Origin of the sequence: Acinetobacter sp. YH01003, assembly GCF_013420525.1 — a bacterium.
Classification (GTDB): domain Bacteria; phylum Pseudomonadota; class Gammaproteobacteria; order Pseudomonadales; family Moraxellaceae; genus Acinetobacter; species Acinetobacter towneri.
The window spans coordinates 651,571-667,314 of record NZ_VOXY01000001.1; the positions used below are offsets into that span (position 1 = coordinate 651,571).

Consider the following 15,744-nt stretch of genomic DNA (forward strand, 5'->3'; position numbering starts at 1 on the left):
ATGAACACACCACTATCTTCGGTTCGCGGTTTTACGCTCATTGAATTGATGGTGGTGATAGTCATTATGGCGATTATGGCATCGCTGGTTTTAATGAATATCGGTGGTGTTGATCAGCGTAAAGCCATGCAGGCGCGGGAAGTGTTTTTATTGGATTTGCGTAAACTGAATCGTGAAGCCAATGATCAAGCGCGTATTTTTGCACTCAATTTGCATCAAGCAACCGATGTTTCACCTGCGCGATATGATGTACTGGAATATCAGCCTTATGCTTCAGAACAACAATTAACCCTGCAAAATAATCAAAAATGGCAAAACTATGGCGAATTTAAAAGCAGAACGTTGCCTGAACAAGTTTCTATCCAAATTTTATCTTTAGAACAAAGCTATCCGAATGCTAACAATAGTGAGTTGCTGCAAGGTAATGCACCCGCACTGATTTGGCTGGGCAATGGTGAAGCCAAACCTGTGCGTATTCAGTTCTATTTAGAACAGCGTCCTGTAGGTGCGGAAATAGAGGTCGATCATTTAGGAAAAATCCATGAAAGCTAAAGGATTTACACTACTTGAAGTTATGGTGGTTTTGGCAATTTTTGCAACAGCAGCTATGGCAATGACCAAAGTGGCGATGCAATATACCCAATCCACCGCCAATGCAATTTTAAGAACCAAAGCACAATTTGTGGCTTTGAATGAAGTGGCATTGATGGAAATGAATCGGCAATGGTTAAGTGGAACAGAGTCAAAGCAAGTGACACAACAGGGCGAAACATGGCAAATTGACAAGTCCACACAGCCAACCATTAGTCCGAATGTGCAACGTGTCGATCTTCAAATCAGTTTATATAATCAAGACACAGGACAAGTTGAAGCAGGAGTGACTTCTTTGGTGTTTTTTAATGCCCGTGAGCAGCAATCATGAGTACAAAGAAAGGCTTCACTTTAGTTGAGTTGCTAGTCGCTATTGCAATTTTTGCAGTGCTGTCTGCTTTGGGTTGGAAAGTATTTGATTATCTCGCCAAAGTCAAAGATCGCAATGCGATGCATGAAGCCAATCTAGAACAGTTGCAAGAAAGCTATCAACAAATATTACGTGACACGATGCAGGCTGTTCCATTAACGGCCAATGTCAAAGGGCAGCAACAACCTGCTTTGGTTTTACAAAATGGACGTTTTAATTTCAGTAAAACAGGGGTGACCGATCCTTTGCAGCAGAGTATTTCACCCCATGAGCGTGTTGAATATCAATATCGTGCCGATGAAAAAAAATTGTATCGTTTAAAATATCGTAATTTGCATCAAACGGGCAATGATCAGCCTGAGTCGAGCGTGATGTTGGATGAAGTTGAAGCCTTTGAGATTATGGTATTGAATCCAAATGAATTAAGTAGTTGGCCTGAAAGCAATATTGATCCTCAGCAAACTGAACAATTAAGGCTACTCCCGAAAGGAATAAAAATAAATTTAACCGTGCGTGACGTGCAATACGAATGGATATTTAGCTTATTGCAGACTGATTTTTTAAAGAAGAAAGACAATTAAAGGCACAGTGGCAATGTATTCAAAATCGACTCAGCGCTTAGGTAGCATCATCAAATCACAACAAGGCATCGCCTTGATTACGATTTTGATGTTGGTTGCCTTAGCTACGATTTTGGCAGCGACCATTGCCAAGCGGCAAATGTACACCAGTGAAAATACCGCCTATTTGATGCGTCAAAATCAGGCATTGTTATATGCCAAAAGTGCCGAAGTATTTTTTGCAGAATTACTGCAAGATGATGCTGAAAATGCTGGTCAAGTTGATCATTTACAAGAGAACTGGGCAAAACCGATGCCGCCATTTCCAGTCGAAGATGGTTATGTATCGGGCGTATTGCAAGATGAGTCGGGGAAATTTAATTTAAATAGTTTGCTGACAACCGAAGATCAAGTGAACGAAAAAGCAAAAAAATATTTTGAAAAGCTGTTGCAGCGTGTTGGGCTACCTGCTCAATTAAGTGAAGCCGTGATTGACTGGCAAGATGCAGATGATGAGCCGAGTGGTGCTATGGGTGCAGAGTCGAGTTATTACCAAGGTTTAGCAATTCCTTATTTACCGCCCAATAGCTTATTTCACAGCGCAGAAGAATTAAAACAAGTCCGTGGTTTTGAAGGTACGAAGTATCAGCAAATTGCGCCTTATGTGAGTGCCTTGCCAAAACGGGATACCACTATCAATATTAATACCGCACCTGCTTTGGTTTTGGCGAGCTTAGATGAAAAACTGGATGTGGTTGTAGTGCAAAATCTACTTGATCGTCGTAATGCCAATTTGGAACACTTTAGCAATGTAAACGCTTTGTGGGAGTTAGATGGCTTTCAAGCTGTCGATAGCGCGATACACAATGAATTTACAGGTTTATTGGGTGTACAATCCCATTATTTTAAAGCCAAAATTGAAGTGGTATTGGGCGAGCGCAAACGTCAATTTAGCAGTGATTTGGTGCGTAGTGAAAAATCTGTCAATGTTAGTGGGCGAAGTCTGACGCCATTTTAAGTATCATCATTAACCTTGTGCTGCTATTTAGATGTAAATGCATTGCATGTCTGTGCTGAAACTGATCATTACGATTTTTGTCTGGCAATCTGTGGGCTAAAATTGGCTTATTGTTCACGTTTTGCATTATACTTAAAAAGAATATCCCCCAAATATTTTGATGACGTTAAGACCCATGTTAATTCGAAAGTTATTTAAGTTTGAAAATGCGCATATTGTGCGTAATTGCACTTCAGACCGCTGTAAGCGCTCGATTCATGGTCATAGCTATAAAGTAGAATTGTTACTGAAAGCTTCAAAACTCGATCATGGACAAATGGTGTATGACTTTGGTTTGCTTAAAGGTGTAATCAAAGAATTATTTGATGCTTTTGATCATGCCATTTGTTTTTGGGAGCAGGACGATCCTGCATATATTCAAGCCTGCAAAACGTTCAGCGCACGTTGGGTTTCTTTACCAGTATCGCCATCAGCAGAGCAGTTTTCACGTATTTTCTTTTATTTGGCACAACAAGTTTTGGCATCAACCATCACGCAAAATGGGGAGGGTGATGTAGAGGTCTATTCTGTAATTGTGCATGAAACCGATACTGGCTATGCACAAAGCTTTTTGGAAGATATTGAAAATGCGCAGATGGGATTGCTGAGTCTGGATCAAATTCATTTCTCTGAGCAAGTACAGACAGAGTGGTCAGACCCACAAATGTATGAAAAATTAAAACAGGGGATGACATTCCAAAACCCGAATGTCGAGTTACAAGTTAAACTTTAAATCACATCATTAGACATCAACAAGGATTGATAGCGGTATGTCTTTTACTGAGCAGCAATATGCGAGCTTAAATAAAGTTCAGTTAGATGAGAGTTGGAAATACAATCTAGCTGAATTTTTATTGAGTCCACAAATGGATGCGCTACGCGGTTTTTTGTTGCAGGAAAAACAACAGAATAAGGTGATTTATCCACCAAGTTCACTGATATTTAATGCTTTAAATACCACGCCTTTAAATCAGGTGAAAGTCGTGATTATTGGGCAAGACCCTTATCATGGACCTAATCAGGCACATGGACTTAGTTTTTCTGTACAAAGAGGGGTTGCATTGCCACCATCTTTGCGTAATATTTTCCATGAGTTACATACAGATTTAGGTGTGCCTATTCCAAGACACGGTGATTTAACCCATTGGGCAGAGCAAGGAGTATTGCTGCTCAACAGCGTGTTAACGGTAGAAGCAGGACAACCAACCTCGCACCAAAAGCAGGGTTGGGAAGATTTTACAGATCATGTGATTGATGTGTTAAATCAACAACGTGAGCATATTGTGTTTATTTTGTGGGGCGCGTATGCACAACGTAAAGGACAACGTATAGATCCAAATAAACATCTGATTTTGAAGGCAGCGCATCCATCCCCATTGGCAGCAAACCGCGGTGGTTTTTTTGGATGTAAAGTATTTTCAAAATCAAATAATTATCTTAAACAAAATGGCATTGAGCCTATAGACTGGCAGCTGGACGCATGACACATTCTCCCATTTCTAAAGAATATCATCCGGATTTAATTGTCGAAGAAGCAAATAACGGTTGGCGCATTGTACGTTTGAATCGCCCAAAATCTTTGCATGCTTTAGATGAATCTATTGTTTCTGCATTATTGGCAGTATTTGAAGACTTTCATACCGATGATAGCGTAAAAGCAATTTGGCTAGATTCGACCACACCAAAAGCATTTTGTGCAGGCGGTGATGTGCGTAAATTACGTCAGCTTGTCATTAATGATGAGGTTGCAACTGCCAATAAATTCTTTGAGCAAGAATATGCGTTGGACTTGTTGCTACATAACTATGCCAAGCCTGTTTTAGTGTGGGGTGAAGGTTATGTCATGGGTGGTGGCTTAGGTCTATTTATGGCTGCACCATTCCGTTTGGTGACACCGTATTCACGTTTAGCTATGCCAGAAATTAACATTGGTTTATACCCAGATGTAGGGGCAACTCGTTTCTTGGCTGACCGTGGTGCGATTGGCTTGTTCACAGGTTTAACGGGTTCAATTATGACTGCTGCAGGTGCGTATGGTATTGGTTGGGCAACCCATATTTGTGATGCACAACGCGCTTCTGTATTAGAAAAAGTCATTAATATTGACTGGAATCATTACCCTGCAGGTGACTTCCGTGCCATTGATGATACCTTGAACAGCATGCACCGTCCTGTAGGGCCTGGGCCGCTACAGAATTCTTTGGATGTGATTCAAAGCGTGTGCCGTGGTGTGAGTTTTGAAAGTGATTATGAATCCATCATTGGTCTAAGCGATGCACGTAGCGATTGGTTACGTCAAGCCAGTGAAAACTTGCAAAAAGGTTCACCAACCACAGCAGCTTTAACGTGGTTACTATGGCAATGGGGTAAGAAGGTTCACGCTTGGAATGAAGTGTTTGAACTGGAAACGCAAATTTCAGACTGGAAAATTCGCCACGCAGATTTTGTCGAAGGTGTGCGCGCACGTTTGGTCGATAAAGACCTTGCACCAGCTTGGCAGCAAAATGGGCCAGTGCAGCTCAAAACCATTTTTGCAGACAATCCACCTGTGACGAGCATTGAAAGCTGGAATGAGTTATTGAAACAATACGAGATTATTTAATTCGTATTGATTTTTACTCATATTTAAATGTCAGAACAGAACTATAGTGATGAAGACTGGATGCAGCTTGCCTATGCGCAGGCTGCTTTGGCTGCAGCACAGGGGGAAATTCCTGTGGGGGCTGTCATCGTTAGTCAAAATCAAGTGATTGGCGCGGGTTATAACGCGCCTATTTCCTTACACGACGCAACCGCACATGCCGAAATTGTGGCAATCCGTGCAGCATGTGATCATATTCAAAATTATCGTTTACCTGAAGATGCCACGCTTTATGTCACACTGGAGCCTTGTACCATGTGTGTGGGTGCGCTCATTCACGCGCGAATTAAACGAGTAGTGTTTGGAGCAACTGAACCCAAAGCTGGCTCATTGATCAGTGCCAGAAAGCTTTTAGAGTCGGGTTATTACAATCATATTTTTGAGTATCAATCAGGTTGTTTAGAGCAGCAATGTTCAGCCCAGTTGAGTGATTTTTTTAAGATGCGCCGTGCGCAAAAGAAACAACAAAAGCAGCAATAGTTGATAAATGACCTCCATGATCAAAACCAGTTCTGAGTTTTAGGCTTGATTTGCGTTAAACTAAATCAAACACAACATAGCATTCATCATCAGGGCAAACCATGCACGCTATTCAAATTAAAAAAGAATTTAATGCGCCAGTTGCGCAAGTATTTGAATTACTTTCTAAACATGCAACTTATAATATTGCATTTGCACCAATGCAAGTGGTGCGCATTAAAGACTCTGCTGACCCTGAACGTCCAGATGGTGTAGGTTCGGTGCGTCGTATGGGGATTGGGCCAATTAAACCTTTGCAAGAGCAAATTACCGTGCTTGAACCGAATCAGCGGATTGAATATAAAATCATTAAAAATCCATTGATCAAACATCATTTGGGTACAATTGAATTTCAGCAAGTGGCAGATCACAAAACCTTGGTCACGTATAGCATTGAGCTACAAGCGCGAGTTCCGTTTGTGAGCAAAGCTATTCTTGCGCAGTTGAAAACTGCAATTAAAATTGGTTTATCCAAACTCGCAAAATCTCTCTAATCATTTCGGAAACAGCATGACGGTTCAAATTATTACCATTGATGGCCCTAGCGGTTCAGGTAAAGGCACACTCGCGGCAAAATTGGCAGCATATTATCAGTTTCATTTACTCGACTCTGGTGCGTTGTATCGTTTGTTGGGTTTGGCGTTACATAAGCAGAATTTGCTAGATCAACTTGATACTGAACTGAGTCAATGCGTTGCCATTGCAACACAGCTCAATATTCAATTTGTGACCCAGCCAGATGGCACACAAGTGTTGCTTGATGGTGAAGATGTCACGCAAACCATACGTACCGAACGTGTGGGGGAATATGCCTCAAAAGTTGCGGCAGTACCTGAATTGCGCACAGCATTACTTGCACGTCAGCATGCCTTTGCCCAAGCACCAGGCTTGGTTGCAGATGGACGCGATATGGCGACCAGTATTTTTCCAAATGCGCAGGCTAAAATTTATTTAACTGCTTCGGCAGAGTCGCGTGCACAAAGACGAGTAAAACAGTTGCAGGGTATGGGGCTGGATGCTAAAATAAGCGACATTTTAGCGAATATACAGGCTCGCGACAAACGAGACATGGAGCGCACAGTTGCTCCGCTCAAGCCCGCAGAAGATGCTTACATCATTGATAGTTCTGAGTTGAACATTGATGAAGTGTTTGCATTAATGACGGCTTATGTCGATCAGAAGCTTGCTATTTGCCGCGCTTAACCGCGTGAAATAAACCTATTCAGCGAACGCATAGCTTGATCAGTTCTATACGGACTATGTAGACGCTTAACTAAACCGGCCTTGTCTGATCCAAGACCGCTGACTTTATCAGGTATATCATGACCGAATCTTTTGCAGCCCTCTTTGAAGAAAGCGAATTAAACCTCAACGTTGAAAAGGGTGCTGTCATCCAAGGCGTTGTAGTAAGCATCGACTCTGACTGGGTAACAGTTGATACTGGCCTTAAATCAGAAGGCGTTGTTGACCGCGCTGAATTCTTAAACGAACAACGCGAACTTGAAGTTCAAGTTGGTGACACCGTTGATGTTGTTGTTGAAGCACTTGACAACGGTATGGGCCAAACTGTTTTATCACGTGAAAAAGCGAAACGTGCTGAAACTTGGACTAAACTTGAAAAAATCTTTGAAGACGGCGAAATCGTTACTGGTGTTATCTCTGGTAAAGTTAAAGGCGGTTTCACTGTAGACATCGGTCCAGTTCGTGCGTTCTTACCAGGTTCTTTGGTAGACACTCGTCCTATCCGTGACACAACTCACCTTGAAGGTAAAGAGTTAGAGTTCAAAGTTATCAAACTTGATGCTAAACGTAACAACGTTGTTGTATCTCGTCGTGCAGTTATGGAAGCTGAATCTTCAGCTGACCGTGAAGCGCTTCTTGCTCAGCTTGAAGAAGGTCAAACTGTTACTGGTACGATTAAGAACCTTACTGACTACGGTGCATTCGTTGACCTTGGCGGTATTGACGGTCTTCTTCACATCACTGACATGGCTTGGAAACGTATCAAGCATCCATCAGAAGTGGTTGAAGTGGGTCAAGAAGTTACTGTTAAAGTACTTAAATTTGACAAAGAGCGTAACCGCGTATCTTTAGGTCTTAAGCAATTAGGCGAAGATCCATGGTTAGCGATCATGAGCCGTTATCCTAAAGGTTCTATCGTTAAAGCTCGCGTAACAAACTTAACTGACTACGGCTGTTTCGCAGAAATCGCTGAAGGCGTTGAAGGTTTAGTACACGTTTCAGAAATGGACCACACTAACAAAAACATCCACCCATCTAAAGTTGTTCAGATTGGTGACGAAGTTGACGTTATGGTTCTTGAAGTGGACGAAGAGCGTCGTCGTATTTCTCTTGGTATCAAACAAACTCGTGCTAACCCATGGGAAGAGTTTGCTAAGAACCACGACAAAGGTGAAAAAGTTTCAGGTACAATCAAGTCAATCACTGACTTCGGTATCTTCATCGGTTTACCAGGCGGTATCGATGGCCTAGTTCACTTGTCTGACATTTCTTGGAACGAGCAAGGCGAAGAAGCTATTCGTCGTTACAAGAAAGGTGACACTGTTGAAGCGGTTATCCTTTCTGTAGACGCTGAAGGCAACCGTATCAGCCTTGGTATCAAGCAATTGAACAGCGATCCATTCAACGATTTCTTAGCTGCTAACGAACGTGGTGCTTTGGTTAAAGGTACTGTAACTGCTGTTGATGCTCGTGGCGCAACTGTTAAGTTAGCTGACGAAGTTGAAGCAACACTTAAAGCATCTGAAATCAACCGTGATCGCGTTGAAGATGCAACTAAGTTCTTGGAAGTTGGTCAAGAAGTTGAAGCGAAAATCATCAACGTAGACCGTAAATCTCGCTCTATCAACTTGTCTATCAAAGCGAAAGACGAAGCTGAAGAGAAAGAAGCTGTTGCTAACTTGAAAACTGCAACTAGCGGTCAAGACAATGGTCCTAAGACAATTGGTGACTTGATCAAAGCTCAAATGGGCAACTAAGTTGCGGGTAAACTGTATGGTTAATGTAAATTAGCACATACTTTTTACACAAATACTGTAAACGGTAGCGTAGTATTCAATTATTACGCTACCGTTTTGTATTTAAACAGGTTATTATCAGTTTAGGTAAAAGTAGCTTGATAATTAAAGAGGTCGCAGATGACTACTGAAGCACTTAATAAGTCTGACTTGATAGAACGAATTGCTTTGAAAAATCCACATTTGGCTGAGCCATTGGTGGAAGAAGCTGTGAAGATCATGATTGATCAAATGATTGCATCACTATCGGCAGATAACCGAATTGAAATTCGTGGATTCGGTAGTTTTGCATTGCATCACCGTGAACCACGTGTAGGTCGTAACCCAAAAACAGGTAAGTCTGTAGAAGTTGCGGCTAAAGCTGTACCGCACTTTAAACCAGGTAAAGCACTACGTGATGCAGTAAACGAGTCTGTAAATAAATAAAATTCCTAGGGGTGTTTATGCGTTACGTTCTAGTCGCTATTTTAGTTATTCTATTTGGATATTCTCTGGCATTGGTTTTGCAAAACGGCACTGAACTTTCAGTTGACCTGCTATTTACTCAAGTGCCTGCAATGCGTTTGGGTCTATTGCTACTGATTACATTGGCACTTGGTTTGGTGCTAGGGTTATTGTTGGGCGTGCAGGTTTTCCGTGTATTCCAAAATAGTTGGGAAATTAAGCGACTACGTAAAGATATTGAATACCTACGCAAAGAGCAAATTCATGCAGCTCAACTGGCTGCTGCTGAAGCTGCTGCGCATACTCGTCATGAAAAAACGGTATTAGATGTGCATACTGAAGATCGTTCTTCTAATGCACTTTAATTTGCTCTGTTGACTGAATTGATCATCAACACCTCAAGGTTATCTTGGGGTGTTTTTTTATGTGTGCCTTTGACGAATGGCTGATTATCGCTGCGATGGTGGATAAGCTGTCTTTTTGACTATCTGCTTGGCACGAATCACTTTATAATAGCGACTCTTTGTCAAATCCATAGGTAATTCTCTTGAGTATCATTGTTGCCCTCGATGCTAAAAGCCAATATGACGCCTTAACCATTGCAGAACAATTAGACCCTGCATTATGTCGAGTAAAAGTTGGTAAAGAGTTATTTACCCATGAAGGTCCTGCAGTCGTGAAAGCCTTGCATGACAAAGGTTTTGAGGTTTTTCTAGATTTGAAATTTCACGATATTCCAAATACAACGGCTCAGGCTGTATGTGCTGCAGCAGATTTAGGCGTATGGATGGTCAACGTGCATGCCTCAGGTGGTCGTAAAATGATGGAAACCTGTGTGGAGCGTTTAAAAGCAGGGAATTATCAGACTCAACTGATTGCAGTGACTGTACTAACCTCTATGGGGCGTGAAGATTTAAAAGATTTAGGTTTAGATATTGAGCCTTTTGAGCAAGTTCAGCGTTTAGCTAAACTCACTCAAGAAAGTGGTTTAGATGGTGTGGTGTGTTCTGCGCAAGAAGCCAAAATGTTGCGTGAAATCTTAGGGCAGGATTTTGCCTTAGTAACTCCAGGGATTCGTCCTGAAGGCTCAAATGCCGATGATCAAAAACGTATTGTGACTCCCAAACAAGCTATGCTGGATGGTTCTACGCATTTGGTGATTGGTCGTCCAATTACAAAATCTGAAAATCCACGTCAGACTTTGAAAGATATTTTAGCGACGCTTTAATTTTACTATCGCTGACTCTCTAAAAGGGAGATAAGCCCTCTCTCTAACTCTCGCCTAAATAGAGCGCAAACCCTCTCTCCAACTCTCTCCCAGAGGGAGAGAGGACAATTGTTGATTCTTTTTAAATAGCAGCCAATACACTTACAGCAATGGGTGCAAGGATTGACAATACAAATCCACTGACCATGGCATGTGGAATAAAATCGTTGCCACAGGCTTGTTTTACCATGGGCAAAGTGACGTCCATGGCAGTTGCGCCTGCGGCAGAAATTGCAGCACGTGGATAACGCCATCCCAAAATATACATCAGCAATATCGCAAAAATCTCTCTGAATAAATCATTCATTAACGCAATACTACCCAATTCGGCATTGCGAAGTTCCGACACCACAATCCCGCTCATGGAATAAAATCCATAACCTTGTGAGAGCATAAGCAAATCTTGTAGAGCGATGGGGAGCCAAAGTGCGCAAAGTAGTACCCCTGCAACTGAACCGAAAATACAGCCTACGGGCACCATTAAAATTTTCCAATTCAGCCAAGAACGATCTAAAGGCGAATAAGCGAGATCGAGTCCAATCATCCACATAAACAGCAACAGTAAATACCAAGTGTTGATCTGAACTTGGAAATCCATAGCACTAAAAAGTAGATGCAGCACGTAGCCTGCCAAAAGTGCAAAAAAGGCATAACTGATGTTGATGCAGGATTGAATCAACAACTGTAATGAAACTTTGCCTTGCGTTGCTTGCAGCCCCAAACCTTTGTAAAGCAAATAACAACACAGAAAAGCACCAATTGATGTAGCAAATGCAATCTGTAAAGCTGTAGATAGAATATGCGATGGCTGCTGTAGTGAACCGAGCGTTTGTGAAAATTCCATCGCAATTGCAATTAGCAGGATATAGCTAAAATATGGAAGCAGTTGAAACGCAATTTTTTCGATTATTCGAGGGAGGCGTTTTGCCAGTACAAAGCCTAGACATAAACAGCAGAGTAATTGGAAAATCAGCCAAAGAGATTGCATGAGATCAACAGGTGGGAGATAGATAAAAACCTGTTGATTATGCCAGTTTGCTTTTAAAAGCGGAAATTTATGCCGCTTTACTGATTAATCTGAAATCACTCGGATGCAGCGACTTGGTTTTTAGCCAATATTTCCAAGTATAGGTTGGCCAAAGTGCAAAGTTTTTTCCACCATCTTGTTGATACCAACTTACACAGCCAGATTGCCAAACCGTGTTATTTAGCATGTCTTGCACATCGTGGTTAAATTGATCTTGTACTTGATCTTTTACTACAATTGCATTGCTCTGTGATTGTGCCACCAAATCCATCATTTGCAGAATGTAATCGACTTGCGATTCGATCATAAAAATAACCGAGTTATGCGCCAAAACTGTATTTGGCCCAAGCAACTGAAACAGGTTCGGAAAACCTTTGTGGCTAATGCCGTAATAGCTTTCTGCGCCATCTTTCCATGCCTGTTTTAATTCAACGCCATGTTCACCAATGCAGCTAAATGGCTGTAGATAGATACGCGGATCGGTAATAAAGCCTGTGCCATAAATCAGACAATCAATTTTTCGCATTTTACCATCTTTGGTGATGATGCTGTCTGCAGTCAATTCCTGTATTGCATCAGTCACTAATTCGACGTTGTCACGGTTAAAAGTTGGGAAGTATTTATTGGACACTAAAATACGTTTACATCCCATAATGTAGTCAGGCGTGAGTTTTTGTGCCAATTGTTTGTCTTTGACCTGAAAACGAATAAAGGCTTCTGCCAGTTTTTGGGTATATTTCATCACGCTAGGTTGCATGATTGGAATTGCACGTGATTCATTCGACCAATACAAACGCGCACGATGCAATTTTCTAAACCAGTCTGCTTGTTTAAACAGTTTTTTCTCAATATTCAGATATTTGCGTTCATCTCGTGGAATGACCCATGCAGCTGTACGTTGCATGACATATAACTGTTTAACTTGAGGTGCAATTTCAGGAATGTATTGAATCGCGCTGCCGCCTGTGCCAATAGATGCCACAACTTTGCTATTTAAGTTGTATTGATGATCCCATTGAGACGAGTGAAAAACCTTGCCCTGAAACTTTTCAATGCCTTTAATGTGCGGGATTTGTGGCACATGCAGTGGGCCAGAAGCAAAGACTAAATATTGGCAACTCAATTGTCTGCCATCTTTTAACGCAACATGCCATACACAGTCTTTTTCATGGTATTCGGTATGCACCACTTCGCTGTTAAATTGGCAATATTCACGCAGATTAAATTGTTGCACCACATCTTGAATATATTGAAAAATTTCTGGTGCTTCGGCATAGCGTTTTGACCAGTCAGTTTTGGGTGCAAATGACAATGAATACAGATGCGACTGCACATCACAAGCCGCACCAGGGTATTGATTTTCACGCCAAGTACCACCCACTTCATCAGACTTTTCTAAAATCACAAAGTTATGAATATTGCGTTGTAGTAAACGAATCGCCATGGCTAATCCGCCAAAGCCTGCACCAATAATTGCGACTTGATAATACGCTGCTGCATCCTGCATGAAGATATCCTTATATTTATTTTGTTTGATTTGAGTTTGTTTGAGTCAGGATAGAATAAGCCAGCATGCGGTAACATGATCGTGCTGACATAAAAATTGATATTTTCGGCAATTTCTATCTGTGGACGAATCGGGTAAAAAGGATATTCCGTTTCGCACTGTTCATTTTATGAAAAGATCCATACTTGGCTTAATGTATTTAATACAAGGCATGCGTAAAGCAGGCGTTGATGTCGATGCAAAATTGCAAAGTATCGGCTTGCGTGCAGATGCGCTAGATACCAGTTCAATCATTCATCCGAGTTTGGAATGGGATATTCTAAAAGTCATTGGTGAAGATGTAGAACCTGAAATGGGGCTGTTTATTGGACAGCATTATGCTTTGGCAGGTTATGGTCCTTTATTGATGTTATTGGTGACCAGTCCAGATATTGCCACTGCATTAGAAAAAGGGATTCAATATCAGGGATTGACGCATTTAAGCGGGAAACTAAGTTTACAACATAGCACGCGACATATTGCATTGTGTTATCAACCCAATGATTTACATAGTAGTTTAGGTGTATTACGTGCGCAGTGTGAAATTTCAGGCACATTCAAATTTATTCAAGACCTATATAAAATGATGGGGATGAGTGCGCCACGTATTCGCATAGAATTGCCATTTGTACAGCCGCAGCAAAGTGAAGTTTTGCAAACTTTTTATGATTATTACGGTCAAGATATTGTTTTTAATCAATCACAAGCAGCATTTTGGTTTGATGATGCAGTTCTCACAGCACGTATTCCCTCTGCCGATGCAGTCACTTTTAGCAGTTATGAAGCCAAGTGTGTGATTGAGTTAGAGCGACTTAAACTTGAAGATGATGCGCCTTCGGTAGTGCAGCGCGTAAAAGATTATTTGGAGTTACAACAGGGCAGTATGCCGAGCATGGCAGAAACAGCACATGCTTTGCAAATTCCTGAACGGACATTGCGCCATCAACTGCAACAACTGAACACCAGTTATAAACAAATTCGTGAAGATCTCATCAAAGATAAAGCATTGCGATTAATTGAATATCAGGAATATTCAATTGAAATGATTGCAGAGTTACTTGGTTATTCAGAACCCGCAGCATTTAATCATGCCTTTAAGCGGTGGTTTGGACAAAGTCCACGCCAATATACAAAATAGCCTAAGTATTTTGCAAACTATGCCAAAGTGCTATATCTCGTGATTCGATCTTCGTTATAATCTACAAGCCCAAATAAGTACTGATGAATATGTCTGATTTTAATTCGCCACAAACCACAGCCTTTACTCCATTATCGCCTGCGGAGCGTTATGCACAAGCGTTAGCCTCTGGACAATTTATGCCAGATGATGCGCAGGCGCAGGCTGTACACGAACTTGAGCGTGTGTGGCAGGAATTAATTCAACGCTATAAAGCATCAAAAAAAGCGTTCCGCCGTTTCCGCCGCCAAACAGCACCACAGGGTGTTTATATGTGGGGTGGTGTAGGTCGTGGTAAAACATGGCTCATGGATCAGTTTTACGACTCGATTCCATTTAGACGTAAAACACGTATGCACTTTCACCACTTTATGCAGCATGTGCATCGTGAACTGAACAAACTTTCAGGGCAGCGTAACCCGCTCGATTCTGTTGCAGACCAAATTTATAAAGATGCAGTGGTGATTTGTTTCGATGAATTTTTCGTATCTAACGTGACTGATGCGATGATTCTGAGTGACTTGTTCCAAAAATTATTCCATCGTGGCATTACTTTGGTGGCAACATCTAACATCGCCCCAGACGGTTTATATAAAAATGGTATCCATCGAGATCGTTTTATTCCAACCATTGAAATGGTCAAAAAACATTGCCAAGTGCTAAATGTCGATGCTGGTGTAGATTATCGCTTACGTGTTTTGAAACAGGCGCAATTATTTAAATCGCCTTTAACGCATGATAATCAAAACTGGATGGCACAGCGTTTCAGTGCTTTGAGTAATACACAACATTATTCTTCTGAGCCAATTATTATCAACCAACGTATTGTTGAAACAATTGCGCATACTGAAGATGTGTTGTGGTGTGAATTTTCAGAACTGTGCTTTAAACCGCGTAGTCCTGCAGACTTTATTGAAATTGCCAACATCTACAACACGGTTTTGGTGAGCAATGTACCGCATTTAACAGACTTCTTGTCTGAAGGAACACGTCGTTTTATTTATTTGGTCGATGAATTTTATGATCGTGGTGTCAAGTTATTACTGACTTCTGAAGATTCGATTATTGAAATTTATCAGGGCGAAAAACTGGCATTTGAAATTGAACGCACACGTTCACGTTTATTGGAAATGCAGTCTGATGATTACTTAAATGAAGAACATCGACAGATACAGGCCACCGAAGCCAAACATCAAATCAGTTGATCTTTTAAGCGCCTAGAACTAGGCGCTTTTTTATGATAGAAAAGATGTGACTGTTGGTTTTATCGACATTTTGTCATAAACATGGCTTAATCTTGAAGGGTTGCAATAAGACTGACGCCGATTTTTACAACAAAATCTGAACTTAAGTCTAATTTCGACATTTCAAAAACTTTATACACTGTAAAAGTGTATTTAGATGAGTAATAGTGTCGTGTTTCTGATCAGGATTTATGATGATTGTTGTCATTCATCTTGTAATAAATGATCGTTATTTTGAAATGTGATAATACTATTCAGCTAAA

The 15,744-nt window shown here is 41.2% G+C and carries 18 protein-coding genes; 16 read left to right on the forward strand and 2 right to left on the reverse strand.

Going from position 1 to position 15,744, the window contains the following annotated elements; genetic code table 11:
• The 14 genes from FTT70_RS03105 to pyrF all read left to right on the forward strand — a co-directional run bounded on the left by FTT70_RS03105 (position 1) and on the right by pyrF (position 10,448).
• The gene (locus FTT70_RS03105; protein WP_131261481.1) at positions 1–552 is read left to right on the forward strand and encodes a prepilin-type N-terminal cleavage/methylation domain-containing protein; all 552 of its coding nucleotides are present in this window, start codon (positions 1–3) and stop codon (positions 550–552) included.
• Entirely contained in the window at positions 542–922 is a 381-nt protein-coding gene (locus tag FTT70_RS03110) for a type II secretion system protein (RefSeq protein WP_180168269.1), read from the forward strand. The genes FTT70_RS03105 and FTT70_RS03110 overlap by 11 nt, the downstream gene beginning before the upstream one ends.
• A complete protein-coding gene (gene gspJ, locus FTT70_RS03115; RefSeq protein WP_180168270.1) occupies positions 919–1,542 on the forward strand; it encodes a type II secretion system minor pseudopilin GspJ in 624 nt (207 codons plus the stop codon). Before FTT70_RS03110 ends, gspJ begins: the two co-directional genes overlap by 4 nt.
• A 13-nt stretch (positions 1,543–1,555) precedes the next feature.
• Positions 1,556–2,539: a type II secretion system minor pseudopilin GspK gene (gene gspK, locus FTT70_RS03120; protein WP_180168271.1), complete on the forward strand. Its 984-nt coding sequence runs from the start codon at positions 1,556–1,558 to the stop codon at positions 2,537–2,539.
• Between the two features lie 175 nt (positions 2,540–2,714).
• Positions 2,715–3,311 carry a 6-carboxytetrahydropterin synthase gene (locus tag FTT70_RS03125; RefSeq protein WP_104851897.1) on the forward strand — a complete coding sequence of 199 codons (597 nt, stop codon included), beginning with the start codon at positions 2,715–2,717 and terminating at the stop codon, positions 3,309–3,311.
• 37 nt (positions 3,312–3,348) lie between these two features.
• The gene (ung, locus tag FTT70_RS03130) at positions 3,349–4,062 is read left to right on the forward strand and encodes a uracil-DNA glycosylase (protein WP_104851898.1); all 714 of its coding nucleotides are present in this window, start codon (positions 3,349–3,351) and stop codon (positions 4,060–4,062) included.
• The gene (locus FTT70_RS03135) at positions 4,059–5,180 is read left to right on the forward strand and encodes an enoyl-CoA hydratase/isomerase family protein (protein WP_004976784.1); all 1,122 of its coding nucleotides are present in this window, start codon (positions 4,059–4,061) and stop codon (positions 5,178–5,180) included. The genes ung and FTT70_RS03135 overlap by 4 nt, the downstream gene beginning before the upstream one ends.
• Before the next feature lie 27 nt (positions 5,181–5,207).
• Positions 5,208–5,699 carry a tRNA adenosine(34) deaminase TadA gene (tadA, locus tag FTT70_RS03140; RefSeq protein ID WP_004976782.1) on the forward strand — a complete coding sequence of 164 codons (492 nt, stop codon included), beginning with the start codon at positions 5,208–5,210 and terminating at the stop codon, positions 5,697–5,699.
• A 101-nt stretch (positions 5,700–5,800) separates the two neighbouring features.
• Entirely contained in the window at positions 5,801–6,232 is a 432-nt protein-coding gene (locus FTT70_RS03145) for an SRPBCC family protein (protein ID WP_019836521.1), read from the forward strand.
• Between the two features lie 16 nt (positions 6,233–6,248).
• Positions 6,249–6,941, forward strand: coding sequence for a (d)CMP kinase (gene cmk, locus FTT70_RS03150; protein WP_154320795.1), 693 nt, complete (start codon positions 6,249–6,251; stop codon positions 6,939–6,941).
• Positions 6,942–7,060: 119 nt separating this feature from the next.
• Positions 7,061–8,737: a 30S ribosomal protein S1 gene (gene rpsA, locus FTT70_RS03155; RefSeq protein ID WP_004976774.1), complete on the forward strand. Its 1,677-nt coding sequence runs from the start codon at positions 7,061–7,063 to the stop codon at positions 8,735–8,737.
• Between the two features lie 159 nt (positions 8,738–8,896).
• Positions 8,897–9,202, forward strand: coding sequence for an integration host factor subunit beta (locus FTT70_RS03160; protein WP_004976773.1), 306 nt, complete (start codon positions 8,897–8,899; stop codon positions 9,200–9,202).
• A 17-nt stretch (positions 9,203–9,219) separates the two neighbouring features.
• Entirely contained in the window at positions 9,220–9,585 is a 366-nt protein-coding gene (locus tag FTT70_RS03165; protein WP_004976771.1) for a lipopolysaccharide assembly protein LapA domain-containing protein, read from the forward strand.
• A gap of 182 nt (positions 9,586–9,767) precedes the next feature.
• A complete protein-coding gene (gene pyrF / locus FTT70_RS03170) occupies positions 9,768–10,448 on the forward strand; it encodes an orotidine-5'-phosphate decarboxylase (RefSeq protein WP_019836519.1) in 681 nt (226 codons plus the stop codon).
• Positions 10,449–10,569: 121 nt separating this feature from the next.
• Here pyrF and FTT70_RS03175 read toward each other — a convergent pair whose 3' ends face one another.
• Both FTT70_RS03175 and FTT70_RS03180 read right to left on the reverse strand, forming a co-directional pair.
• Positions 10,570–11,475 carry a lysine exporter LysO family protein gene (locus FTT70_RS03175; protein WP_004976767.1) on the reverse strand — a complete coding sequence of 302 codons (906 nt, stop codon included), beginning with the start codon at positions 11,473–11,475 and terminating at the stop codon, positions 10,570–10,572.
• 67 nt (positions 11,476–11,542) lie between these two features.
• Positions 11,543–13,021, reverse strand: a complete 1,479-nt coding sequence (locus FTT70_RS03180; protein ID WP_154320792.1) for an NAD(P)/FAD-dependent oxidoreductase — start codon at positions 13,019–13,021, stop codon at positions 11,543–11,545.
• A 169-nt stretch (positions 13,022–13,190) separates the two neighbouring features.
• On the opposite strand from FTT70_RS03180, the gene FTT70_RS03185 reads away from it, so the two are divergent.
• Positions 13,191–14,198, forward strand: coding sequence for an AraC family transcriptional regulator (locus tag FTT70_RS03185; RefSeq protein WP_171501106.1), 1,008 nt, complete (start codon positions 13,191–13,193; stop codon positions 14,196–14,198).
• 89 nt (positions 14,199–14,287) lie between these two features.
• Positions 14,288–15,442 carry a cell division protein ZapE gene (gene zapE / locus FTT70_RS03190; protein ID WP_004976758.1) on the forward strand — a complete coding sequence of 385 codons (1,155 nt, stop codon included), beginning with the start codon at positions 14,288–14,290 and terminating at the stop codon, positions 15,440–15,442.
• The last annotated feature ends 302 nt before the right edge of the window (positions 15,443–15,744 follow it).